The sequence below is a fragment of the Pseudomonas sp. ADAK7 genome, from assembly GCF_012935675.1.
Classification (GTDB): Bacteria; Pseudomonadota; Gammaproteobacteria; order Pseudomonadales; family Pseudomonadaceae; genus Aquipseudomonas.
Genome location: NZ_CP052861.1, coordinates 3,478,582 through 3,502,559 on the forward strand (window position 1 = coordinate 3,478,582; position 23,978 = coordinate 3,502,559).

Genomic DNA, 23,978 nt, shown 5'->3' on the forward strand with positions numbered 1-23,978 from the left:
AAGTGCGCGAGTTAGAGGCTGCGAGCAACCTGAACCTTCTCGTAAACTTCGATCTTGTCGCCAGCTTTGACGTCGTTGTAGCTCTTGACGCCAATACCGCATTCCATGCCGGCACGTACTTCGGAAGCGTCATCCTTGAAGCGGCGCAGGGATTCCAGCTCGCCTTCGAAGATAACGATGTCTTCACGCAGTACACGGATTGGACGGTTACGGTGAACAACACCTTCGATAACCATGCAACCGGCGATCGCGCCAAACTTCGGCGAACGGAACACGTCACGCACTTCAGCAGTACCCAGGATGTTCTCGCGAACATCGCTGCCCAGCATACCGGTGAGGGCTTTCTTGACGTCTTCGATGATGTCGTAGATCACGTTGTAGTAACGCATATCCAGGCCTTCCTGCTCGACGATCTTGCGAGCGCCAGCATCGGCACGCACGTTGAAGCCGAACAGTACAGCGTTGGAGGCCAGTGCCAGGTTAGCATCGGACTCGGTGATACCACCGACGCCGCCACCCACAACACGCACTTGCACTTCGTCGTTACCCAGGCCGTTCAAGGCACCGTTCAACGCTTCCAGCGAACCACGGACGTCAGATTTGAGGACGATGTTGAGCGTCTTCTTCTCTGCCTGACCCATGTTTTCGAAGATGTTTTCAAGCTTGCCAGCGTGAGCACGAGCCAGTTTGACTTCGCGGAACTTGCCTTGACGGAACAGAGCCACTTCACGGGCTTTCTTCTCGTCCGACAGCACGCTCATCTCGTCGCCAGCGTCCGGGGTACCGTCCAGGCCGAGGATCTCGACAGGGATGGAAGGACCGGCTTCTTTAATTGGCTTGCCGTTCTCGTCGAGCATGGCACGTACACGGCCATAGTTCGAACCGACCAGGACCATGTCGCCTTGGCGCAGAGTACCGTCTTGAACCAGCACGGTAGCAACCGGGCCACGACCTTTGTCGAGACGCGATTCAACCACAACACCGCGACCTGGGGCCGATGGGGTTGCTTTCAGTTCCAGAACTTCGGCTTGCAGCAGAACAGCTTCGAGCAACTCGTCCACACCAGTACCGACTTTCGCCGAAACCGATACGAACGGGGTGTCGCCGCCCCACTCTTCCGAGGTCACGCCGTGAACCGACAGTTCGCTACGGATGCGATCGAGATCGGCGCCCGGCTTGTCGATTTTGTTCACGGCAACAACCAGAGGAACACCGGCAGCCTTGGCGTGCTGGACCGCTTCAATGGTCTGCGGCATTACGCCGTCGTCCGCTGCAACGACCAGGATCACGATGTCAGTCGCCTTGGCACCACGAGCACGCATTGCGGTAAACGCAGCGTGACCCGGGGTATCGAGGAAAGTGACCATGCCGCGATCAGTTTCAACGTGGTACGCACCGATGTGCTGGGTGATACCGCCGGCTTCGCCCGCAGCTACCTTGGCACGACGGATGTAGTCGAGCAGCGAGGTCTTACCGTGGTCGACGTGGCCCATTACGGTCACAACCGGTGCACGGGAGAACGTCTCACCTTCAAACTTCAGGGACTCGGCCAGGGAATCTTCCAGGGCGGTGTCGCTGACCAGGGTCACTTTGTGGCCCAGCTCTTCAGCAACCAGTTGGGCAGTTTCCTGATCCAGTACCTGGTTGATCGTCGCTGGGGTACCCAGTTTGAACATGAACTTGATGATTTCAGCAGCCTTGACCGACATCTGCTGGGCGAGATCGCCAACAGTGATGGTCTCGCCGATCTGCACATCACGCACGACAGGGCCGGTTGGGCTCTGGAAACCGTGGGCGTTGCGCTTCTTCAGCTTGGCCTTGCCGCGACCACCACGACGGAAGCCATCGCTTTCTTCGTCGGTAGTACGTGGCGCAACACGTGGAGCAGGCGCTTTCTCTTTGACCGAAGCACGATGTGGAGCGTTTTTGCGCTCACCATCGCCACCGCCGCTGCGACGATTGTTATCGTCGGCACGTGGTTTGTCCGGACGACGCTGATCGTTTGGCTTACGGTCGGCAGAAGGAGCCGGTGCAGCCGCCACAACCGGTGCGCTTTCGCGAACTGGCTCGGCAACCGCAGCAGGCGCTGCGACAGCATCGTTAGTAGCGTTTTGCGCAGTAGCAGGCTGGCGACGCGCTTCTTCTTCGGCACGACGCTTGGCTTCTTCTTCAGCCTTCTGACGGGCAGCATTTTCTACTGCACGACGTTCTTCCAGTTCGCGTTTGCGCTCGGCTTCGATTTCTTCCGGGCTGCGCTGTACGAAAACTTTCTTTTTACGGACTTCAACACTGATGCTTTTGCTGCCAGCAACACGCAGGGTGCTGGTGGTTTTACGCTGCAGTGTGATCTTGCGTGGTTCTTCCACTTTCGCCTTGTGGCTGCTTTTCAAGTGAGTCAGCAAAGATTGCTTCTCACTGTCAGTCACATGTTCTTCGGCGGCGGTGTGCGGCAGACCTGCCTCACGCATCTGCTGCAACAGGCGCTCTACCGGTGTTTTGACCTCATCGGCCAGTTGTTTCACCGTGACTTGCGTCATGCACTTCTCTCCTCAGGCCGCGCCTAATTACTCGAACCAGTGGGCTCGGGCGGCCATGATCAACTTGCCGGCACGATCATCGTCAATGCCGTCGATGTCGAGCAGGTCGTCAATAGACTGCTCGGCCAGGTCTTCGCGGGTAATTACGCCGCGCACCGCCAGTTCCATCGCCAAATCCTTGTCCATACCCTCAAGCGAGAGCAGGTCTTCGGCCGGATGGGCGTCTGCCAGCTTTTCCTCAGTAGCGATGGCTTTGGTCAACAAACGATCCTTGGCGCGAGCGCGAAGCTCGTTGACGGTTTCTTCGTCAAAGCCGTCGATGTTGAGCATTTCTTCCAACGGTACGTAGGCAATCTCTTCCAGGCTGGTGAAGCCTTCATCTACCAGCACCTGTGCCAGGTCCTCGTCGACTTCCAGCTCGTCGATGAAGTTGCGCAGGATGTCGCCGGTTTCTGCTTGCTGCTTAGCCTGGATGTCCGATTCGGTCATCACGTTCAGGGTCCAGCCAGTCAACTGGCTAGCCAGACGCACGTTCTGACCACCGCGACCGATGGCCTGAGCCAGATTGTCTGCGCCAACGGCGATGTCCATTGCATGGGCATCTTCGTCAACGATAATTGCCGCCACTTCAGCCGGCGACATTGCATTGATCACGAACTGCGCCGGGTTATCGTCCCACAGGACGATGTCGACACGCTCGCCACCCAACTCGCCCGACACTGCCTGGACGCGCGAACCGCGCATACCGATGCAAGCGCCTTGCGGGTCAATGCGTTTGTCCTTGGAGCGGACCGCGATCTTGGCGCGCGAACCCGGGTCACGGGACGCAGCCATTACTTCGATCAGGCCTTCAGCGATTTCCGGCACTTCGATGCGGAACAACTCGATCAGCATTTCCGGCGCGGTACGCGACAGGATCAGCTGCGGGCCGCGGTTCTCGGTGCGGATTTCCTTGAGCAGCGCACGCAGGCGCACGCCAACCCGGAAGGTTTCGCGAGAAATGATGTCTTCACGAGCCAGCAACGCTTCAGCGTTGTTGCCCAGGTCGACGATCACGTTGTCGCGAGTCACTTTCTTCACGGTGCCGGAGATGATTTCACCCAGGCGCTCGCGATAAGCGTCAACAACCTGTGCGCGCTCGGCTTCACGAACTTTCTGCACGATGACTTGCTTGGCAGTCTGTGCAGCGATACGGCCGAACTCGATGGATTCGATCTTTTCTTCGACTACATCACCAACCTGGGCACCAGGATGCGTTTCTGCAACCTTGCTTGGCCAGGTTTCGATGGCCGGATCGTCCAGGTCTGCTTCTTCGACGACCGTCCAGCGACGGAATGTCTCGTAAGCACCGGTGTGGCGATTGATTTCCACACGCAGATCGACTTCGTCCTCGAAGCGTTTCTTGGTAGCAGTGGCCAGAGCCAGCTCCAGCGCTTCAAAAATTACGTTTGCCGGTACGCCCTTTTCATTGGATACCGACTCAACAACCAGCAGTACTTCTTTGCTCATCGTACGCCTCGCCTTTCGCAAGCCATTGGATCCGCGGGATCCGCGTCTCAGTCAAAACTGGGAATAATGTTGGCCTTGTCGACCATATCGATCGGCAACAGGAACTCATGATCTTCTACCTGCACCACGACGTCCTGCTCTTCTACACCGCGCAGAAGGCCCTGAAAGTTGCGTCGGCCTTCGAAAGGCGAGCGCAGCTTGATCTTCACTTGTTCACCGGCAAATTTTGCAAACTGCTCAAGAGTGAACAGTGGGCGTTCCATGCCAGGCGAGGAAACTTCAAGGGTGTACTCAACGGTGATCGGATCTTCAACATCCAGAACACCGCTGATCTGGCGGCTGACGATGGCACAATCGTCCACCAGCACGCCGCCTTCTTTATCGATATAAACGCGCAACATTGAGTGGCGACCTTGAGCCGAAAACTCAATACCCCAGCATTCATAGCCTAGGGCCACGACCACCGGGGCCAGCAAGGCCTGCAACTCTTCTAGCTTGCTCGACACCTGAACCCCCTCGTGCATGTATGTGCATGCTATGCAAAATAAAAAAATGGGCGAAACGCCCATCCTTGAAACGCCGTCGAACAGCGGCGTTGAAAGTGTCCAGCTAACAAAAAGCCCCTTAAAAGGGGCTCCTTAAACTGGTTGCGGGGGCCGGATTTGAACCGACGACCTTCGGGTTATGAGCCCGACGAGCTACCAGACTGCTCCACCCCGCGACAAAGCTGGGGCGGAAGTATACGACCGATCCCTGACAGGGTCAATGTAACCTTCCACCTACAAGAAAGCCCGCAACAGCGGGCTCTCCTGATAATTGGTACCGAGAAGGGGACTCGAACCCCTACACCCTATGGGCACAACCACCTCAAGGTTGCGTGTCTACCAATTCCACCACCTCGGCAATACTACGTTTGAAACCCTTCTTACTTTTGCTCTTGAGCTGGAGGCACGTCAGTCGCTGGAGTAGCCGACTTTTGCTCTTGAAGCACCGGTACATCATCAGAAGCCGGCTGTTGCTTTGGAACTTCCAACACTGCCGGGTTTGGCAAACCTACTTGAGTCAGCTGGTGAGCTTTCTCTTTAGCAAAGTAACCTAACCCTAAGCTGGTTATGAAGAAACCTGCGGCAAGTATAGCAGTAAACTTACTAAGAAAGGTAGAGGAACCTTGGCTTCCGAACACAGTATTTGAAGCACCTGCTCCGAAAGACGCGCCAGCATCCGCACCTTTACCCTGCTGCAGCAATACCAGAGCAACTACGCCCAATGCACCCAGCAGATGAAAAACGACTACGACTGTTTCCAGCATTTTTTCAGTTTCCCGCGGCGCGACAGATCGCACCGAACTCATCTGCATTCAGGGAAGCTCCACCAATGAGCCCCCCATCGATATCCGGCATGCCGAACAGTTCGACCGCATTGGCCGCCTTCACGCTGCCGCCGTATAGAAGCCGCACACCTTGTGCGACCTCAGAATTCTTTGCCGCCAACTGAGCGCGAATGGCTGCATGCACATCCTGCGCCTGTTGCGGCGAAGCAGTCAGCCCAGTGCCAATGGCCCAGACCGGCTCGTAAGCGATTACTGCCTTTGCAAAAACATCGACACCCAGCTTCTCGATGACGCTGCCCAGCTGATGCCCAACAACCTCAAGCGTTTTACCGGCTTCGCGCTGCTCAAGGGTTTCCCCTATGCACAACACCGGAATCAAGCCACATGCCTGCGCTGCTGCGAACTTGCGAATGAGTATTTCATCACTCTCGCCGATGATCTGGCGACGTTCGGAGTGGCCCACGAGCACCAGCGAGCAACCTTCTTCAGCCAGCTGACTCGGCGCAACTTCACCGGTCAACGCACCTTGTTTGGATTCCACCGCAGCGTTCTGCGCGCCGACCTTGATCGACTTGCCTTCCAGACCATCAATCACTTGATTGACATGCAAGAAAGACGGGAATACCGCTACATCAACACCGCTCGGCAAGACCAGGTTACCCAGGCCCTTGATCAGCTCAGCGACGCTGGCGCGGGTACCGTGCATCTTCCAGTTACCAGCTACCATAGGGCGACGCATGCTGTACCTCGTCGGTCAAAGTGGGCGCAGATGTTACCCAACACAATCATGGCTGGCAAGCCGAATTCAGGCAGAAACTTCAGTAACCAGTTTTGCCAGCTCTTCGGCATAACCCCGAACCAGTGTTTCGTCCTCGCCTTCGACCATGACCCGCACCAGCGGCTCCGTCCCGGACTTGCGCAACAGCACGCGCCCTCGACCCGCCATGGCTTGGGTGACGCGCTCACTGGCCTCTACAACCGACGGATGATCCAGAGGGCTTGCACCACCACCGAAACGCACGTTGATCAGCACCTGCGGACACTTACGCAGCGCCTGGCGGGCCTGAGCCAGCCCTTCGGAGCGAGTCTTCAGCGCCATCAGCACCTGCAACGCAGCGATGATTGCATCACCGGTGGTGGTGTGGTTGAAGCAGACGATATGCCCGGAGTTCTCGCCACCGACCAGCCAGTTGCGCTCCAACAGGTCTGCGATCACATAGCGGTCACCAACATTGGCGCGGACGAAAGGAATCGCCAGATCTGCCAGGGCCAGCTCCAGCCCCAGGTTACTCATCAACGTGCCAACCACGCCGCCCTGCAACTTGCCACGCTCGTGCAGATCACGGGCAATGATGAACAACAGCTCGTCACCGTCGACGATAGTGCCAGTGTGATCGACCATCAGCACCCGATCGCCATCGCCGTCAAAGGCAATACCGAGGTCAGCATGCTCAGCCAACACGGCAGCTTGTAACTGCCCCATATGGGTCGAACCGCAATTATCGTTGATGTTCAGCCCGTTCGGCTGAGCAGAGAGCACGACAACATCGGCACCCAGCTCACGGAACACGCTAGGTGCCACTTTGTAGACCGCACCATGGGCGCAGTCGATCACGATCTTCAGCCCCGCGAAGCTGGTGCCGGTAGGGACGCTGCTTTTGCAGAATTCAATGTAACGACCCGAGGCGTCGTTAATGCGCGACACTTTGCCGATCTTGCTCGACTCAACCACGGTCATCGGGGTATCGAGCAATTCCTCGATCATCAGCTCGACTTCGTCGGGAAGCTTGGTGCCCTGGCCGGAGAAAAACTTGATGCCATTGTCATCGTGAGGATTGTGCGAAGCACTGATCACGATGCCGGCTTCGGCATGGAACGTGCGCGTCAGGTAGGCGATGGCCGGCGTCGGCATCGGCCCCAACAGCATCACGTCAGCGCCGGCCGACGTCAGCCCGGCCTCCAGCGCCGACTCGAACATGTACCCGGAGATACGCGTGTCCTTGCCTACCAGTACCTTGCAGGCCCCCATTTTGCGAAACGCCATGCCGGCCGCCCAGCCAAGCTTGAGCATGAAGTCTGGAGTAATCGGATATTGCCCGACCCGACCACGAATGCCGTCGGTACCAAAGTATTTCCTAGTCATAAGTGCTCCATCATTCTTATTCGGCTGATTCTACTGCGGCGATCATTCGCACCACATCGACTGTTTCGGCCACATCATGGACGCGCAATATACGCGCGCCCTTGACCGAAGCCAGGGCAGCAAGTGCCAGGCCGCCATAAAGGCGCTCTCCGACCGGACGATTCAACGCCAGACCAATCATGCTCTTTCGCGAAACCCCGACCAGCAGGGGCCGCCCCAAGGCATGCAGGGCCTCCATATGTTTGAACAAGCTTAGATTGTGCTGCAGCTTTTTCGCGAAACCGAAACCCGGATCAAGAATGATCTGCTCGGCCGGGATCCCTACTGACGCACATTGCGCCATGCGCTCGGCGAGAAACTCGCCAACCTCTTTCGTCACGTCCCGATAATGCGGATTGTCCTGCATATCGCCCGGCTCGCCGAGCATGTGCATCAGGCACACCGGAAGACCGGTGGCCGCCGCCGCATCCAGGGCTCCGTCACGCCGCAAGGCGCGCACGTCATTGATCAACCCCGCCCCCAGTCGCGCGGTTTCGCGCATGACTGCTGGCGTAGAAGTATCAACAGAAATAATCACATCCAGCTCGTTATTGATGCGCTCGACAATCGGCGCAACACGCTCAAGCTCCTCAAGCGGCGAAACCGCCCTGGCGCCTGGCCGGGTCGACTCGCCGCCAACATCGATCAGCGTCGCGCCCGCCAGCACCATCGCTTCGGCGTGGCGCAGTGCCGCATCGAGCTGGCTGTATCGGCCGCCATCGGAAAAGGAATCGGGAGTGACATTGAGAATGCCCATGACATGCGTATGGGCCAAATCAAGAACCCGGTTGCCGCAAGGCAACCGGGTCAGGGACTGAACAGAAGTCATTTCAAACCTTAAACGTCAGCAGCCGGACCGCCGATCGGTGTTTCCGGACGCGGATCCTGCGCCACCGGAGGTGTTCCGGAGGTACCAGCACCACCACCCGACCAATCGCGTGGCTCGCGAGGCGTACGGCCGGCCATGATGTCGTCGATCTGATCGGCATCGATCGTCTCGTATTTCATCAAGGCATCAGCCATGGCGTCGAGCTTGTCACGGTTATCGGTAAGGATCTGCTTGGCCGTGCCGTAGCACTGGTCAATGATGCTGCGCACTTCAGAGTCGATCAGCTTGGCTGTCTCACCGGAGAAGCTTGCGCTCTGACCGCCACCGCCGCGACCGAGGAACACTTCACCCTCTTCTTCGGCATACATCAACGGACCGAGTTTTTCCGACAGACCCCACTTGGTCACCATATTCCGTGCAATCTGGCTGGCACGCATGATGTCGTTGGAGGCGCCGGTAGTAACGCCGTCAAAGCCCAGGGTCATCTCTTCAGCAATACGGCCGCCGTACAGCGAGCAGATCTGGCTGATCAGTGCACGCTTGGACAGGCTGTAGCGATCTTCTTCCGGCAGGAACATGGTCACACCCAGCGCACGACCGCGCGGAATGATCGACACCTTGTAGACCGGATCATGCTCAGGCACGACGCGACCGACGATAGCGTGGCCTGCCTCGTGGTAAGCGGTGTTCTGCTTCTCTTTCTCGGACATGACCATCGATTTGCGCTCGGCGCCCATCATGATCTTGTCTTTGGCCAGTTCGAATTCTTTCATCTCGACGATGCGCTTGCCGGTACGGGCAGCGAACAACGACGCTTCGTTCACCAGGTTGGCCAGGTCAGCACCGGAGAAACCAGGAGTACCACGAGCGATCACGGCCGGAGCGACGTCGTCGCCCATTGGCACTTTGCGCATGTGGACCTTGAGAATCTGCTCACGACCACGGATGTCCGGCAAGCCGACTACAACCTGACGGTCGAAACGGCCTGGACGCAGCAACGCAGGGTCGAGGACGTCCGGACGGTTGGTGGCGGCAATGACGATAATGCCGTCATTCATTTCGAAGCCGTCCATTTCAACCAGCAACTGGTTGAGCGTCTGCTCGCGCTCATCGTGACCGCCGCCCATGCCGGCGCCACGGTGGCGACCGACGGCGTCGATTTCATCGATGAAGATGATGCACGGCGCGTGCTTCTTGGCTTGTTCGAACATGTCGCGAACACGGCTTGCACCGACACCGACGAACATTTCGACGAAATCGGAACCGGAGATGGTGAAGAACGGCACCTTGGCTTCGCCAGCAATCGCCTTGGCCAGCAAGGTTTTACCGGTACCCGGAGGACCGACCATCAGCACACCGCGAGGAATACGGCCGCCCAGACGCTGGAACTTGCCAGGATCGCGCAGGAACTCGACCAACTCGCCGACCTCTTCCTTGGCTTCGTCGCAACCGGCAACGTCACCCAGGGTGGTTTTTACCTGATCTTCGGAGAGCAGGCGCGCTTTGCTCTTGCCGAAGCTCATCGGTCCGCCCTTGCCGCCCGCACCGCCCTGCATCTGCCGCATGAAGAACATGAACACGGCGATGATCACCAGGATCGGGAAGCTTGCGACCAGGAGTTGAGTCCAGATGCTTTGCTGTTCAGGCTGCTTGCCTTCGACCACGACGTGGTTGTCCACGAGATCGCCGATCAGGCCATTGTCCTGGATTGCCGGACGAATGGTCTTGAAGCTGTCGCCATCGTTGCGCTTGCCGGTAATGACATAACCGTCAACGGCTACGCGCTCGACCTTGCCATCCTTGACCTGCTGGATGAAGTCGGAATAGTTGAGGGTCTGCGGCTCGTTAGGGCTGGAGAAGTTGTTCATCACCGTCACCAGGACAGCCGCGATGATCAACCACAGGATCAGATTCTTTGCCATATCGTTCAATTAACTACCCTCTGAAGCAAGCTCCGCTACTGGCGCGCGCTTCGCATGATATTCACCGGCCTAACTTACTACATTACCTACGACTCTGGCAGGCGCCGTCTGTAACCCTTTGTGAAACACTTTCTACACAATATTCGCTAATGCTCACGGGGCGAAATACGAAAATCCTATCGACCCGCTAAAAAACCTCGATTTACTCACTACGGCCGCGGTAGCCCCAAGCCAGCATGTATTGCTCGCGGGAACTGCCACGGGAAGAGTCCGGCTTGATCATCTGGACCTTGTCGAATTTCCGACGAGCGTCCTTCACGTAAGCATCAAACCCTTCGCCCTGAAACACCTTGATCACGAAGTTACCACCCGGCTTGAGTATCCGAGCCGCCAGATCAAGAGCCAGCTCACATAGAAACATGGCTTTCGGCATGTCCACCTCAGGCGTACCACTCATATTGGGGGCCATATCGGAAATCACAAGGTCCACCTGTGAATTACCAACGGCTTCAAGGATCTGAGCGAGCACGTCGTCCCGGGTGAAGTCCCCCTGAATGAAAGTCACGTCCGGAATGCTGTCCATTTCCAGGATGTCCGATGCGATCAGACGCCCCTGACCACCGATCAGCCGACTAGTGACCTGCGACCAGCCGCCGGGCGCCGCTCCCAGGTCGACAACACTCATACCTGGACGGATCAGTTTGTATTTCTCCTGGACTTCCAGAAGCTTGTAACTCGCACGCGAGCGGTAACCATCCTTCTGCGCCTGTTTCACATACGGATCATTGACATGTCTTTGCAGCCACTTAAGGCTTGTCTTGGAACGGGCCACGGGCCACCTCGAAAATAAAACGGGTCGTGATTAACTGGGCGGTCCCGGACTCGCTCGGGTAAACTGGCCGCCGCTTTTTACAAGATCAGACGCAGGGGTCAGATTATGCCGCTCACTCAAGAGCAGAAGAAACAGTACAAATCCATTGGCCACCATTTGAAACCAGTTTTGACTGTGGCTGACAACGGTTTGACTGAAGGTGTGTTAGCCGAACTTGAACGCGCGCTGGCGGATCACGAGCTGATTAAAATCAAGCTCAACATCCTCGATCGCGAGTCGCGCCTGGCGAACATTGCAGAACTGTGCAAGGTCGGCAAAGCGGACCTGGTTCAGGTCATCGGCAAGATGGCACTGATTTACCGCAAGAACTTCAGCGTCAACAAGCAGCTGTCGAACGTCCATCGCTTCAAGTGATGGCAAGGGTCAAGGGTGTGCTTCGCGCACCCTGCCACTCCATCCAGGCACCGGCTGCAACACCAGCACCAGCCCGGAAAACCCCAGAACAAGATAGCTGAACGTTTCCCAGCGCACCGCCTCCGGCCAGCCGAAGCGAACGATGAAGAACATCGCACACGCATACAGCGCCATCAGTAGCAGTTGCCCGCGAATATCCCGCCATAGACTGGCAAGGCCCTCGGCCTGAACCAGCACCAAAGCCTGAAAAATCACACACGCTGTGGCGAAACCCACCATCAGCGCATCAATCATGTCCGTAATTTCGTCGATCAGCAGCGGTGCCAGGCCAATCCTGCCCAGCACCGGCAGCAGACCGATGTGCAACAACCACAAGCCGCCGACCCACAACATCTGAGTCAACTGCCAAAGCATGGCGCCCGCACGCAGCGGGCGCCTTCCTTCAGATGTGGCGGACTTCGACAATCTCGTACTCGATAACGCCACTCGGCGTTTTCACGGCAACCACGTCACCCTCTTCCTTGGCGATCAAGGCGCGAGCCAGAGGCGAACCCACCGAGATCTTGCCCAGTTTGAAGTCAGCCTCATCCTCACCCACGATGTGGTAAGTGACGGTTTCGTCGGTTTCGACGTTGGCGATTTCAACGGTGGTGCCGAAAATCACTTTACCGGTGTGAGGAATGGTCGTGACGTCGATGATCACCGCGTTCTGCATGCGGCCTTCGATGTCACGGATCCGCGCCTCGACCATGCCCTGCTGCTCGCGAGCAGCGTGGTATTCGGCGTTTTCCTTCAGGTCACCCAACTCACGGGCGGTGCCGATGTCCTGGCTGAGCTTCGGACGGACGACCTTGGTCAGGTGAGCGTGCTCTTCTTCCAGGGCTTTGGCGCCCTGGACGGTCATTGGGTATTTGATCATGCCTTCAATCCTGCGTGTAGGTCCTGCAAGCGGCGCACGGTCTTCTCGGGACCGAACTTCAACGCTTCGCAGATAGCTTCGCCAGCAGCAATGGTAGTGGTGCAGTAGATTTTATGCTGCAAGGCATTACGACGAATGGAGTAGGAATCAGCGATCGACTGGCGACCTTCGGTGGTGTTGATGATCAGGGTGACTTCGTCATTCTTGATCATGTCGACCACGTGCGGACGACCTTCGGTCACCTTGTTCACACGACGCACTTTCAGGCCTGCGGCTTCGATCAGCTTGGCAGTACCGGCAGTGGCAACCACTTCGAAGCCCAAGTTGATCAGATCACGCGCCACGCCTGCAACCAGTGGCTTATCGTCGTCACGCACGCTGATGAACGCAGTACCGCCGGTCGGCAGCACTTCGCTGGCGCCCATCTGGGCCTTGGCAAAGGCTTCGCCGAAGGTGTCACCCACGCCCATCACTTCACCGGTGGACTTCATCTCTGGGCCCAGGATCGGGTCCACACCAGGGAATTTGGCGAATGGGAACACCGCCTCTTTCACGCTGTAGAAGTTCGGGATGATTTCCTTGGTGAAGCCAATTTCTTTCAAGGTTTTACCAGCCATCACGCGAGCCGCGATCATCGCCAGGGAAACACCGATGCACTTGGAAACGAACGGCACGGTACGGGAAGCCCGCGGGTTGACTTCGATGACGTAGATGTCTTCGCCTTGCAGCGCCAACTGCACGTTCATCAGGCCGACAACGCCCAGCTCCAGGGCCATTTTCTTGACCTGTTCGCGCATCTCGTCCTGGATGTGCCCAGGCAGCGAGTACGGCGGCAGAGAGCACGCGGAGTCACCGGAGTGAACGCCGGCCTGCTCGATGTGCTGCATGATCGCGCCGATCACCACGTCAGTACCGTCGCAAACTGCATCCACGTCCATTTCGATGGCGCAGTTGAGGAAGTGGTCGAGCAGCACCGGGCTGTCGTTGGACACTTTCACCGCGTCACGCAGATAGCGCTTCAGCTCTTCTTCTTCGTAGACGATTTCCATCGCGCGGCCGCCCAGTACGTAGGACGGACGAACCACCAGCGGGTAACCGATCTTGCTTGCAGCACGAATCGCTTCATCTTCGCTGCGCACGGTGGCGTTTGGCGGCTGACGCAGGTTCAGGCGCTCAACCATTTGCTGGAAGCGCTCACGGTCTTCGGCACGGTCGATGGCGTCAGGGCTGGTGCCGATGATCGGTACGCCAGCCTCTTCAAGGGCACGCGCCAGTTTCAGCGGGGTCTGGCCGCCGTACTGGACGATCACGCCTTTTGGCTTCTCGACGCGGCAGATTTCCAGCACGTCTTCCAAGGTCACTGGTTCGAAGTACAGGCGGTCGGAAGTGTCGTAATCAGTGGATACGGTTTCCGGGTTGCAGTTGACCATGATGGTCTCGTACCCGTCTTCGCGCAGCGCCAGTGCCGCGTGTACGCAGCAGTAGTCGAACTCGATGCCTTGGCCGATACGGTTTGGACCGCCGCCGAGGATCATGATCTTGTCGCGGCCCGACGGGGCGGCTTCGCACTCTTCCTCGTAAGTCGAGTACATGTAGGCGGTGTCGGTGGCGAACTCGGCCGCGCAGGTGTCAACGCGCTTGTAGACCGGGAAGATTTCCAGCTTGTGACGGTGGCGACGCAGGTTTTTCTCGGTCACGCCCAACAGCTTGGCCAGACGCATGTCGGAGAAGCCCTTGCGCTTGAGCTTGAACATCATGTCGCGGTCGATGCTGGCCAGACCCAGGGTCTTGACCTTCTCTTCTTCCTTGATCAGATCTTCGATCTGCACCAGGAACCACGGATCGATCATGTTCATGCCGAAGATGTCTTCGACCGACAAGCCGGCACGGAAGGCGTCAGCCACGTACCAGATACGCTCGGCGCCCGGCACGGTCAGTTCGCGCTTGAGCACGCTCATGCTTTCCGGGTTGCTCAGGTCGAGCTTCTCGTCCAGGCCGCAAACGCCCACTTCCAGGCCGCGAAGGGCTTTCTGCAGGGATTCCTGGAACGTCCGGCCGATGGCCATGACTTCACCGACCGACTTCATTTGCGTGGTCAGGCGTGCGTCGGCTTTCGGGAATTTTTCGAAGGCGAAGCGTGGCAGCTTGGTGACGACGTAGTCGATCGACGGCTCAAAGGACGCAGGCGTAGCGCCGCCGGTGATTTCGTTCTGCAACTCGTCCAGGGTGTAGCCGATCGCCAGCTTGGCAGCGATACGCGCGATCGGGAAACCAGTGGCTTTCGAGGCCAGTGCCGAAGAGCGGGATACACGCGGGTTCATCTCGATCACGACCATACGGCCAGTGTCCGGGCAAATGCCGAACTGGACGTTGGAGCCGCCGGTTTCCACGCCGATTTCACGCAGTACCGCCAGGGAGGCGTTACGCATGATCTGGTATTCCTTGTCCGTCAGGGTCTGTGCTGGCGCAACAGTGATCGAGTCACCGGTGTGCACGCCCATCGGGTCGAAGTTTTCGATGGAGCAGACGATGATGCAGTTGTCCTTCTTATCGCGGACAACCTCCATCTCGTACTCTTTCCAGCCGATCAGGGATTCGTCGATCAGCAGCTCTTTGGTCGGCGACAGGTCCAGACCACGGGCGCAGATTTCTTCGAACTCTTCGCGGTTGTAAGCGATACCGCCGCCAGTGCCGCCCATGGTGAAGGACGGACGGATGATGCACGGGAAGCCCAGCTTCTCGAGTACCGCGTTGGCCTCTTCCATGCTGTGGGCGATACCCGAGCGCGGGCAGTCCAGGCCGATGGATTTCATCGCCTTGTCGAAGCGCGAACGGTCTTCAGCCTTATCGATGGTGTCAGCGTTGGCGCCGATCATCTCTACGCCGAACTTCTCCAGAACGCCTTCGCGCTCCAGGTCCAGTGCGCAGTTCAGAGCGGTCTGGCCACCCATGGTCGGCAGCAGCGCGTCCGGACGCTCTTTCTCGATGATCTTGGCAACGGTCTGCCACTTGATCGGCTCGATGTACGTGGCGTCGGCCATGTCCGGGTCGGTCATGATGGTCGCTGGGTTGGAGTTCACCAGGATGACGCGGTAACCCTCCTCGCGCAGGGCTTTGCAGGCCTGGGCGCCGGAGTAGTCGAATTCGCAAGCCTGGCCGATAACGATCGGGCCAGCGCCGAGAATCAGGATGCTTTTTATGTCTGTACGTTTTGGCATGGGTTTGTCACTCAAATCCGCAGGTCAGTCGGCAAGCCGTCTAGTTCAATCTTTGAAGCCTTGAGGGGGTCGCCGGTAGCCGGGACCACCCTCAAGCTTTGCTGCATCAGTGCCAGCGATTAGCGTCGCTTGGCCATTTCGTTGATGAAGCGATCAAACAGAGGCGCTACGTCGTTCGGGCCAGGGCTGGCTTCAGGGTGACCCTGGAAGCTGAAGGCGCTCTTGTCGGTACGTTCGATCCCTTGCAGGGTGCCGTCGAACAGCGATTTGTGGATCGCCCGGACGTTGGCTGGCAGGGTCGTTTCGTCTACCGCAAAACCGTGGTTCTGGCTGGTGATCATCACAACACCGGTGTCCAAATCCTGGACCGGGTGGTTGGCGCCGTGGTGGCCGTGACCCATTTTCAGAGTCTTGGCGCCGGAGGCCAGGGCCAGCAGTTGGTGACCGAGGCAGATGCCGAACACCGGAATCTCGGTTTCGAGCACGTCCTTGATCGCCTGGATCGCGTAGTCGCAAGGCTCCGGATCACCAGGGCCGTTGGACAGGAACACGCCGTCCGGCTTCAGCGCCAGAACGTCAGCGGCTGGGGTCTGGGCTGGCACCACGGTCACGCGGCAACCGCGTTCGACCAGCATGCGCAGGATGTTCAGCTTGACGCCGTAGTCGTAGGCAACCACGTGATACGGCAAATCGGAGGCGTCGATGGTCGCGTGGCTGTCGGTTTTCAAGTCCCAGACAGTCGAGCGCCACTCATACTTCTCTTTGGTGCTGACGACTTTCGCCAGGTCCATGCCCTTGAGGCCAGGGAAACCCTGGGCAGCGGCGATGGCGGCCTCTTCGGAGATGTTGTCGCCGGCCATGATGCAGCCGTTCTGCGCGCCTTTCTCACGCAGGATGCGTGTCAGGCGGCGAGTGTCGATACCGGCGATTGCCACAACGTTGTTGGCTTTCAGGTAATCGGACAGGGACATCGTGTTACGCCAGTTGCTCGCAACCAGTGGCAGGTCACGGATGACCAGGCCAGCGGACCAGACGCGGTCGGACTCGGCATCTTCCGGCGTGGTGCCGGTGTTGCCGATGTGCGGGTAAGTCAGGGTAACGATCTGTTGGGCGTAGGAAGGATCGGTAAGGATTTCCTGATAGCCGGTCATGGCGGTGTTGAACACCACCTCTCCAACGGTCTGACCGTCGGCTCCAATGGCTTCGCCGCGAAAAATGCTGCCATCAGCAAGGGCGAGTATGGCTGGCTTAGTCAAGAAGACCTCCCGTAAATAAAGCCTGAAAGGGCGATCGCAGGTTGTAAAAAAGCGGAGTGACGTATGGACACGTCACCCCGCTTCTTCACCGAATTATTCTGCGCGCTTTTAGTGGACACACTAAAGCTGTAGCTTACAGAAAAAGGGTTTTTTGGTCTACCGCCAATGAGCCTTAAAGGCCGGAGAATGCGACAGGACGTCGCTTGGCGGAGTAAAACCGGGCTCAAACGCAATGTTTGAACCCGATTTCGGGCGCATCTTAACGCAGGTCGAGCACGTCTTGCATGTCGTAGAGACCAGGCTCACGCCCATCCAGCCACAATGCAGCTCGCACCGCGCCCTTGGCGAAGGTCATGCGACTTGATGCCTTGTGCGTGATCTCCAGGCGCTCGCCTTCGCAGGCGAACAGCACCGTATGATCACCCACCACATCACCACCACGGACAGTGGCGAAGCCGATGGTTTCTCGCTCGCGGGCACCGGTATGGCCTTCACGACCGTAAACCGCAACCTTCTGCAGATCACGATCCAAAGCACTGGCGATGACTTCACCCATGCGCAGCGCCGTGCCGGAAGGCGCATCGATCTTGTGGCGATGATGCGCTTCGATGATTTCGATATCCGCCTCATCGCCCAGCACACGAGCCGCCATATCGAGCAGCTTCAATGACAGGTTCACCCCCACACTGAAGTTAGCCGCGAACACGATCGGAATATCCTTTCCCGCCTCGGCCAACAACTGCTTCTGCGCCGCATCCAGCCCGGTGGTACCGATGACCATGGCTTTGCCCGCCTTACGACAGAACGCCAGGTTTTTCAGCATGACTTCCGGCAGCGTAAAGTCGATCAACACATCGAACTCTTCAGCCACCGCCTCCACATGACCGGACAGCGGCACGCCGATCCGCCCCAACGAGGCCAGCTCCCCCGCATCCACGCCAATCAGCGTGCTGCCAGGGCGCACGATGGCTGCCGTCAGGCCGGTCAGTGGCGCGCGTTGCTGCACCGCTTCGACCAGGATCTTGCCCATGCGCCCGGCAGCGCCCATCACCGCAATACGTCGCATGCTCACTCCTTACAAATCGCCGAAGAAACGCTTCACGCCTTCGAACCAACCGGTGGTTTTCGGCGAATGGCTGTTGTCGTCCGCCAGGGAACTGCGGAACTCTTCGAGCAGTTCGCGCTGACGTCGACCCAGGTTGACCGGGGTCTCCACTGCCACGCGGCACATCAGGTCGCCAGCACCGCCACCACGCACCGGCGCAACGCCTTTGCCGCGAACACGGAACTGCTTGCCGGTCTGAGTCCCTTCAGGGATTTTCAGTTTGACCCGACCATCGAGGGTCGGAATCTCCAGCTCGCCACCCAATGCCGCATCGACGAAGCTGATCGGCACTTCGCAGAACAGGTGCTTGCCGTCGCGCTGGAAGATCGCGTGCTCGCGCACGTTGATCACCACATACAGATCGCCGGTCGGACCACCCTGGGCGCCTGCCTCGCCTTCACCGGACAGGCGAATGCGATCACCGGTATCGACACCGGCCGGTACTTTGACGGAAAGGGTTTTGTACTCTTCGACACGACCTTCGCCGTGGCAGGAATCGCACGGATCGGAAATGATCTTGCCCTGGCCATGGCAACGCGGGCAGGTTTGCTGCACCGAGAAGAAGCCTTGCTGCATGCGAACCTGACCGATGCCGCCGCAGGTTGGGCAGGTGATCGGCGAGGAACCTTTCTTGGCACCCGAACCGTCGCACGGCTTGCAGTTGACCAAGGTCGGAACGCGGATATTCACGGTCGTGCCGCGCACCGCTTCTTCCAGGTTCAGCTCCAGGGTGTAGCGCAGGTCGCTGCCGCGCTGAGCGCCGCCACGGGAACCGCCGCGACCACCACCGAAGAAGTCACTGAAGACATCGCCAAAGATGTCGGAGAAGTTCTGACCGCCAAAACCGGCACCGCCGCCACCCATGCTTGGGTCGACACCGGCATGACCGTATTGATCATAGGCCGCGCGCTTATTGGGATCGCACAGGCACTCGTAAGCTTCGTTAGCCTCTTTGAACAGGTCTTCAGACTCTTTGTTGTCTGGATTACGGTCCGGGTGATGCTTCATCGCCAGGCGACGGTAGGCCTTTTTCAGGTCTGCTTCGCTTGAGCCGCGCTCAACACCCAATACTTCGTAATAGTCACGCTTTGCCATAAGTCTTTGCACTCTTAAGGACGTTCGGCAAATCCCTCCTGAGCTTCGCCAAACTCGTTGAGCCCCAATACAGGCCCGGACCCAACTCACGTCAATTCAACGATCCTGGTCTTTGTTCATTGCGGTACTTTCGGCGCGAAAAGCAGGAGCATTCCCGGCCATACCACCAGCATCCGAACGTTGTCGCATGCTGTAAAAATTCGCTAACTCCAGACACGCCAACGCGGGAGCAAGCTCCCGCGCGGCGACATCCTACCAGTCACCGCCCAAAGGCAGTCAACCGGCCGACCAACAACTTACTTGTGGTCTTTGACTTCTTCGAACTCAGCATCAACAACGTCGTCAGCCTTTTCAGCCTTTTCGTCTTGCGGTGCTGCGCCTTCAGCTGGCTGAGCCTGTTCGGCGTACATTTTCTGAGCCACTGGCGCGGAGACTTTCGACAGCTCTTCAACCTTGGCGTCGATTGCAGCCTTGTCGTCGCCTTTGACGGCGGCTTCCAGGGCAACTACCGCCGCTTCGATTGCAGTCTTCTCTTCAGCGCTCACTTTGTCGCCAGCGTCAGCGACCATTTTGCGTGTCGAGTGAACCAGTGCATCGCCCTGGTTACGGGCAGCGGCCAGTTCTTCGAACTGGCGATCTGCGTCGACGTTGGCTTCAGCATCGCGAATCATCTGCTGAATCTCTTCCTCGGACAGACCGGAGTTGGCCTTGATCACGATCGACTGAGTCTTGCCGGTGGCCTTGTCTTTGGCGCCTACGTGCAGGATGCCGTTGGCGTCGATGTCGAAGGTCACTTCGATTTGTGGCACGCCACGTGGTGCTGGTGGAATCTCGGCCAGGTCGAACTTGCCCAGGGACTTGTTCTGGGCCGCTTGCTTACGCTCACCTTGCAGCACGTGAATAGTCACAGCGCCCTGGTTGTCGTCGGCAGTCGAGAACACTTGCGATTTCTTGGTAGGAATCGTGGTGTTTTTCTCGATCAGCGCGGTCATCACGCCGCCCATGGTTTCGATACCCAGCGTCAGCGGGCTGACGTCCAGCAGCAGAACGTCTTTCACGTCGCCGGCCAATACCGCGCCCTGGATGGCAGCACCCATGGCAACCGCTTCGTCCGGGTTCACGTCTTTACGAGCTTCTTTACCGAAGAACTCGGTGACCAGCTTCTGAACCAGTGGCATACGGGTCTGACCGCCGACCAGGATCACGTCGTTGATCGCGCCAACGTCGATACCGGAGTCTTTCAGAGCGATGCGGCAAGGTTCGATGGTGCGTTGAACCAGGTCTTCTACCAGCGCTTCGAGCTTGGCGCGGGAGATTTTCACGTTCAAGTGCTTAGGGCCGGTGGCGTCTGCAGTGATGTACGGCAGGTTCACGTCGGTCGAATTGCTCGAAGACAGTTCGATCTTGGCTTTTTCAGCGGCTTCTTTCAGGCGCTGCATGGCCAGCGGGTCACCTTTGAGGTTCATGCCGCTTTCTTTCTTGAATTCGTCGACGAGGTAGTCGATCAGACGAATGTCAAAGTCTTCACCGCCCAGGAACGTATCGCCGTTGGTGGCCAATACTTCGAACTGGTGCTCACCATCGACTTCAGCGATTTCGATCACGGAAACGTCGAAAGTACCGCCGCCCAAGTCGTAAACGATCACGGTGTGATCGCCTTTCGCCTTGTCCATACCGTAAGCCAGAGCGGCTGCGGTTGGTTCGTTGATGATACGTTTAACGTCCAGACCCGCGATGCGGCCGGCGTCTTTGGTCGCCTGGCGCTGGCTGTCGTTGAAGTAGGCCGGAACGGTGATCACCGCTTCGGTCACTGGTTCGCCGAGGTAGTCTTCGGCGGTTTTCTTCATTTTCTTCAGGATTTCAGCCGAGATCTGTGGCGGCGACATTTTCTGGCCGTTCACTTCAACCCATGCGTCGCCGTTGTCAGCCTTGGCGATTTTGTACGGGACCATCTTGATGTCTTTCTGTACGACTTCTTCATCGAACTTACGACCGATCAGACGCTTCACCGCGTAAAGGGTGTTATGCGGATTGGTCACAGCCTGACGCTTGGCCGACTGGCCAACGAGGATTTCACCGTCGTTGGCATACGCGATGATCGACGGCGTGGTACGCGCGCCTTCAGCGTTTTCAATAACTTTGGCTACGCCGTTTTCCAGCACGGAGACGCAGGAGTTGGTAGTCCCCAGGTCGATACCGATAATTTTGCCCATGTTAACTCTCCCGAAACTTTGGATTTGGTTGCCGCAGCAGTGGTGGCTGACTGCGGTAGCACTTAAACGCTTGACTTCTAAATGGGGGCCTTGCGGCTAATTTCAAGCCTGCTCATCAATCGAAGGCGAAACCGGCGAAGGTGCCTTGCTGACCACGACCATGGCCGGGCGCAGCAGGCGACCGTTGAGTTGGTAGCCCTTCTGGAACACCTTGAGCACGCTGTTCGGCTCGACATCGGCGCTTTCTTGCATGGCCATCGCCTGGTGATGAACGGCGTTGAACGGTTCGCCATGCGGATCGATCGCTTCCAACTGATAACGCTTCAGGGTGTCCTGGAACATTTTCAGGGTCAGTTCGATGCCTTCGCGCATTGGGCGGATGCTTTCGTCATCCGGATTGGACAACTCCAGGCCACGCTCCAGGCTGTCGATGATCGGCAGCAGGTCGCCGGCGAATTTTTCCAGCGCGAATTTGTGAGCCTTTTCGACATCCTGCTCGGCGCGACGGCGGACGTTCTGCAGATCAGCCGCTACACGCAAAGCCTGATCATGAGCGCCAGCCAATTGCTCTTCGAGCACTTGTACACGCGCCGCCAGTTCATCACCCGAATCCTGGGCGGCCTGATCGGCGTCGAGATTTTGCGTATCCACTGTCTGTTCGTCAGCCATAGAATTTCTCCTTTCAATATCGTCCGCGAGCTCAACTCGCGCTTCTGCCCAGCTATATGGGGCCGCAAAATTCAGCTTCAAGGGGTTTGCATTGATTAACCCTACAAAAAGCGCTGCATTGTCATTCCCTGATGCGCTAACGATTTCGTCGGATCAAGCAAATCGAGCTAAGACAGGGCATTGTCAGCTGCAAATAAAACACTGTATAAATAACCAGACCTAAAGCCTGGGAGCGGCCTTTATGCTGGTGCATCTGTCCGTACACAACTACGCCATCGTTGAACATCTCGATCTCGAACTCGATCGCGGGATGAGCGTGATCACAGGGGAAACCGGTGCCGGCAAGTCGATCATGCTCGACGCTCTGGGCCTGACCCTGGGTGATCGTGCCGACAGCGGCGTGGTTCGCCCCGGCGCTGACAAGGCCGATATCCTTGCAACTTTCGACCTGATCGACATCCCGGAAGCCAGTACCTGGCTCGCCGAACGCGACCTGGAAAGCGACGGCCCATGCATCCTGCGCCGGGTGATCACCGCTGAAGGTCGTTCACGCGGCTACATCAACGGCACGCCCTGCCCGCTTGGCGATCTCAAGGCTTTGGGCGAATTGCTGATCGATATCCACAGCCAGCATGAACACCAATCCCTGCTCAAGACCGACACCCACCGCCGCCTGCTCGACGAGTACGCCGGCGCCACCGATCTTGCCCGACAGGTTCAACTTGCAGCCCAACGCTGGCGCCAGACCCGCCAGGAGCTGGAACGCCTGTCCAATTCCGGCGATGAGCAGCGCGCTCGCCATCAATTGCTCAGCTATCAACTCGAAGAGCTGGAAAACCTCGGCCTCGGTGAAAACGAACTGGAGCAACTGGAGCAGGAACACAAAAACCTGACCAACGCCGAAACCCTGCTGGGCATCTGCCGTCAAGTAGTCGAGCAATGCAGCGAAAGTGATTCCGGCAATGTGCTGAACGCACTGACCGCCAGCCTCAATCGCTTGTCGAGCGTGAACAATTCGATTGGCGCCCTGGGCGAGGCCAGCAGCCTGCTGACCAGCGCGCAGATTCAAGTAGAAGAAGCCGTCGGTGAACTGAACCGCTTCCTCGACAACTTCGACGCCGACCCGGCGCGCCTGCAATACCTGGAAGAACGCCTCGACGCGATCTACACCCTGGCGCGCAAACATCGCATCCAGCCAACCGAAGTCGCCGAGATGCAGCAAAAGCTACTGGATGAAATCGAAACCCTGAATGCCAATGACGAATCCATCGAACGCCTGAGCGATGAACTGGCGTCCTATGCCCGTCATTATCAAGAGAAGGCGCGAGACTTGAGCGACCTGCGTCATCAAGCCTCAGGCAGCCTGGCCAGCGCCGTGGAACAGGAAATCCAGCGTCTGGGCATGCCCGGCGGGCGCTTCACCATCGAGTTGCGCCCCAATACCAGCAACGAATTGCTGCCCAATGGGCTTGAACAGGTAGAACTGCTGGTCAGTGCCAACCCGGGGCAGCCGATGAAGGCCCTGGCGAAAGTGGCTTCCGGTGGCGAGCTGTCACGCATCAGTCTGGCCATCCAGGTCATCACCGCACAGACCTCCCGGGTTCCAACCCTGGTGTTCGACGAAGTGGACGTGGGTATCGGCGGCCCGACAGCCGAGATCGTCGGCCAGTTGCTGCGCCGGCTCGGGGAGCGTGGACAAGTCTTGACGGTCACTCACCTGCCGCAAGTGGCGGCTCAGGGTCACCAGCATCTATTCGTGCACAAGGTGCGCGGCGAGGATGCCACCCATACGGCGGTGTCCAAGCTGAGCAAAACCCATCGCGTCGAAGAAGTCGCGCGCATGCTGGGGGGTATCGATCTGACGAAAGAATCCCTGGCTCACGCGAAGAAAATGGTCATCACCGCGAAAATTTAAGCGCGGCAGAAAGCACGAAGGCGACCCTGGGGT

General features: G+C 58.1%; 19 protein-coding genes and 2 tRNA genes. 2 read left to right on the plus strand and 19 right to left on the minus strand.

The features are described 5' to 3' along the window. Nucleotides 1–11: 11 nt before the first annotated feature. From infB to rlmE, 11 genes are all read right to left on the minus strand, one after another. Nucleotides 12–2,537 (minus strand): translation initiation factor IF-2, encoded by a 2,526-nt coding sequence (gene infB, locus HKK53_RS16220; RefSeq protein ID WP_169371653.1) that lies wholly within the window; start codon nt 2,535–2,537, stop codon nt 12–14. Nucleotides 2,538–2,564: 27 nt separating this feature from the next. Continuing rightward, complete coding sequence (nusA, locus tag HKK53_RS16225) at nt 2,565–4,046, minus strand: transcription termination factor NusA (protein ID WP_008024459.1); 1,482 nt, start codon at nt 4,044–4,046, stop codon at nt 2,565–2,567. 47 nt (nt 4,047–4,093) lie between these two features. Then, a complete protein-coding gene (rimP, locus tag HKK53_RS16230) occupies nt 4,094–4,552 on the minus strand; it encodes a ribosome maturation factor RimP (protein ID WP_166656037.1) in 459 nt (152 codons plus the stop codon). Between the two features lie 138 nt (nt 4,553–4,690). Beyond that, nucleotides 4,691–4,767: transfer RNA gene (locus tag HKK53_RS16235), tRNA-Met, on the minus strand. A 96-nt stretch (nt 4,768–4,863) separates the two neighbouring features. Further along, a tRNA-Leu gene (locus tag HKK53_RS16240) sits at nt 4,864–4,949 on the minus strand. Between the two features lie 22 nt (nt 4,950–4,971). Next, a complete protein-coding gene (gene secG / locus HKK53_RS16245; protein ID WP_017336473.1) occupies nt 4,972–5,355 on the minus strand; it encodes a preprotein translocase subunit SecG in 384 nt (127 codons plus the stop codon). Nucleotides 5,356–5,359: 4 nt separating this feature from the next. Beyond that, nucleotides 5,360–6,115, minus strand: a complete 756-nt coding sequence (gene tpiA / locus HKK53_RS16250; RefSeq protein ID WP_169371654.1) for a triose-phosphate isomerase — start codon at nt 6,113–6,115, stop codon at nt 5,360–5,362. Between the two features lie 66 nt (nt 6,116–6,181). After that, nucleotides 6,182–7,519 (minus strand): phosphoglucosamine mutase, encoded by a 1,338-nt coding sequence (gene glmM / locus HKK53_RS16255; RefSeq protein WP_169371655.1) that lies wholly within the window; start codon nt 7,517–7,519, stop codon nt 6,182–6,184. 16 nt (nt 7,520–7,535) lie between these two features. Then, nucleotides 7,536–8,387, minus strand: coding sequence for a dihydropteroate synthase (gene folP, locus HKK53_RS16260; RefSeq protein WP_169371656.1), 852 nt, complete (start codon nt 8,385–8,387; stop codon nt 7,536–7,538). Between the two features lie 8 nt (nt 8,388–8,395). Then, nucleotides 8,396–10,309, minus strand: coding sequence for an ATP-dependent zinc metalloprotease FtsH (ftsH, locus tag HKK53_RS16265; protein WP_054050044.1), 1,914 nt, complete (start codon nt 10,307–10,309; stop codon nt 8,396–8,398). A 202-nt stretch (nt 10,310–10,511) separates the two neighbouring features. Beyond that, a complete protein-coding gene (gene rlmE, locus HKK53_RS16270; protein WP_169371658.1) occupies nt 10,512–11,141 on the minus strand; it encodes a 23S rRNA (uridine(2552)-2'-O)-methyltransferase RlmE in 630 nt (209 codons plus the stop codon). Between the two features lie 105 nt (nt 11,142–11,246). On the opposite strand from rlmE, the gene HKK53_RS16275 reads away from it, so the two are divergent. After that, nucleotides 11,247–11,555, plus strand: coding sequence for a YhbY family RNA-binding protein (locus HKK53_RS16275; protein ID WP_008005472.1), 309 nt, complete (start codon nt 11,247–11,249; stop codon nt 11,553–11,555). Nucleotides 11,556–11,564: 9 nt separating this feature from the next. On the opposite strand, the gene HKK53_RS16280 is transcribed toward HKK53_RS16275, so the two are convergent. From HKK53_RS16280 to grpE, 8 genes are all read right to left on the minus strand, one after another. Continuing rightward, on the minus strand, nt 11,565–11,969 hold the full coding sequence (locus HKK53_RS16280) for an MFS transporter (protein WP_169374253.1): 405 nt from the start codon (nt 11,967–11,969) through the stop codon (nt 11,565–11,567). A gap of 28 nt (nt 11,970–11,997) precedes the next feature. Beyond that, the gene (gene greA / locus HKK53_RS16285; RefSeq protein WP_054050053.1) at nt 11,998–12,474 is read right to left on the minus strand and encodes a transcription elongation factor GreA; all 477 of its coding nucleotides are present in this window, start codon (nt 12,472–12,474) and stop codon (nt 11,998–12,000) included. Next, nucleotides 12,471–15,692 carry a carbamoyl-phosphate synthase large subunit gene (gene carB / locus HKK53_RS16290; protein ID WP_169371659.1) on the minus strand — a complete coding sequence of 1,074 codons (3,222 nt, stop codon included), beginning with the start codon at nt 15,690–15,692 and terminating at the stop codon, nt 12,471–12,473. Before carB ends, greA begins: the two co-directional genes overlap by 4 nt. A gap of 119 nt (nt 15,693–15,811) precedes the next feature. Continuing rightward, nucleotides 15,812–16,948: a glutamine-hydrolyzing carbamoyl-phosphate synthase small subunit gene (carA, locus tag HKK53_RS16295; protein WP_169371660.1), complete on the minus strand. Its 1,137-nt coding sequence runs from the start codon at nt 16,946–16,948 to the stop codon at nt 15,812–15,814. Between the two features lie 259 nt (nt 16,949–17,207). After that, a complete protein-coding gene (dapB, locus tag HKK53_RS16300) occupies nt 17,208–18,014 on the minus strand; it encodes a 4-hydroxy-tetrahydrodipicolinate reductase (protein WP_133838474.1) in 807 nt (268 codons plus the stop codon). A 9-nt stretch (nt 18,015–18,023) separates the two neighbouring features. Further along, nucleotides 18,024–19,148, minus strand: a complete 1,125-nt coding sequence (gene dnaJ / locus HKK53_RS16305; RefSeq protein WP_169371661.1) for a molecular chaperone DnaJ — start codon at nt 19,146–19,148, stop codon at nt 18,024–18,026. Nucleotides 19,149–19,444: 296 nt separating this feature from the next. Next, complete coding sequence (gene dnaK / locus HKK53_RS16310) at nt 19,445–21,361, minus strand: molecular chaperone DnaK (protein WP_169371662.1); 1,917 nt, start codon at nt 21,359–21,361, stop codon at nt 19,445–19,447. A gap of 102 nt (nt 21,362–21,463) precedes the next feature. Next, nucleotides 21,464–22,030: a nucleotide exchange factor GrpE gene (gene grpE, locus HKK53_RS16315; protein WP_123405130.1), complete on the minus strand. Its 567-nt coding sequence runs from the start codon at nt 22,028–22,030 to the stop codon at nt 21,464–21,466. A 241-nt stretch (nt 22,031–22,271) separates the two neighbouring features. On the opposite strand from grpE, the gene recN reads away from it, so the two are divergent. Beyond that, nucleotides 22,272–23,945 carry a DNA repair protein RecN gene (gene recN, locus HKK53_RS16320; RefSeq protein WP_169371663.1) on the plus strand — a complete coding sequence of 558 codons (1,674 nt, stop codon included), beginning with the start codon at nt 22,272–22,274 and terminating at the stop codon, nt 23,943–23,945. The last annotated feature ends 33 nt before the right edge of the window (nt 23,946–23,978 follow it).

What these genes read in the sequence shown, in the direction of transcription:
- infB (WP_169371653.1), bottom strand. Translation starts at nt 2,537, where the DNA reads ATGACGCAAGTCACGGTGAAACAACTGGCCGATGAGGTCAAAACACCG.
- nusA (WP_008024459.1), bottom strand. Translation starts at nt 4,046, where the DNA reads ATGAGCAAAGAAGTACTGCTGGTTGTTGAGTCGGTATCCAATGAAAAG.
- secG (WP_017336473.1), bottom strand. Translation starts at nt 5,355, where the DNA reads ATGCTGGAAACAGTCGTAGTCGTTTTTCATCTGCTGGGTGCATTGGGC.
- tpiA (WP_169371654.1), bottom strand. Translation starts at nt 6,115, where the DNA reads ATGCGTCGCCCTATGGTAGCTGGTAACTGGAAGATGCACGGTACCCGC.
- glmM (WP_169371655.1), bottom strand. Translation starts at nt 7,519, where the DNA reads ATGACTAGGAAATACTTTGGTACCGACGGCATTCGTGGTCGGGTCGGG.
- folP (WP_169371656.1), bottom strand. Translation starts at nt 8,387, where the DNA reads ATGACTTCTGTTCAGTCCCTGACCCGGTTGCCTTGCGGCAACCGGGTT.
- ftsH (WP_054050044.1), bottom strand. Translation starts at nt 10,309, where the DNA reads ATGGCAAAGAATCTGATCCTGTGGTTGATCATCGCGGCTGTCCTGGTG.
- HKK53_RS16275 (WP_008005472.1), top strand. Translation starts at nt 11,247, where the DNA reads ATGCCGCTCACTCAAGAGCAGAAGAAACAGTACAAATCCATTGGCCAC.
- HKK53_RS16280 (WP_169374253.1), bottom strand. Translation starts at nt 11,969, where the DNA reads ATGCTTTGGCAGTTGACTCAGATGTTGTGGGTCGGCGGCTTGTGGTTG.
- greA (WP_054050053.1), bottom strand. Translation starts at nt 12,474, where the DNA reads ATGATCAAATACCCAATGACCGTCCAGGGCGCCAAAGCCCTGGAAGAA.
- carB (WP_169371659.1), bottom strand. Translation starts at nt 15,692, where the DNA reads ATGCCAAAACGTACAGACATAAAAAGCATCCTGATTCTCGGCGCTGGC.
- dapB (WP_133838474.1), bottom strand. Translation starts at nt 18,014, where the DNA reads ATGCGACGTATTGCGGTGATGGGCGCTGCCGGGCGCATGGGCAAGATC.
- dnaJ (WP_169371661.1), bottom strand. Translation starts at nt 19,148, where the DNA reads ATGGCAAAGCGTGACTATTACGAAGTATTGGGTGTTGAGCGCGGCTCA.
- dnaK (WP_169371662.1), bottom strand. Translation starts at nt 21,361, where the DNA reads ATGGGCAAAATTATCGGTATCGACCTGGGGACTACCAACTCCTGCGTC.
- grpE (WP_123405130.1), bottom strand. Translation starts at nt 22,030, where the DNA reads ATGGCTGACGAACAGACAGTGGATACGCAAAATCTCGACGCCGATCAG.
- recN (WP_169371663.1), top strand. Translation starts at nt 22,272, where the DNA reads ATGCTGGTGCATCTGTCCGTACACAACTACGCCATCGTTGAACATCTC.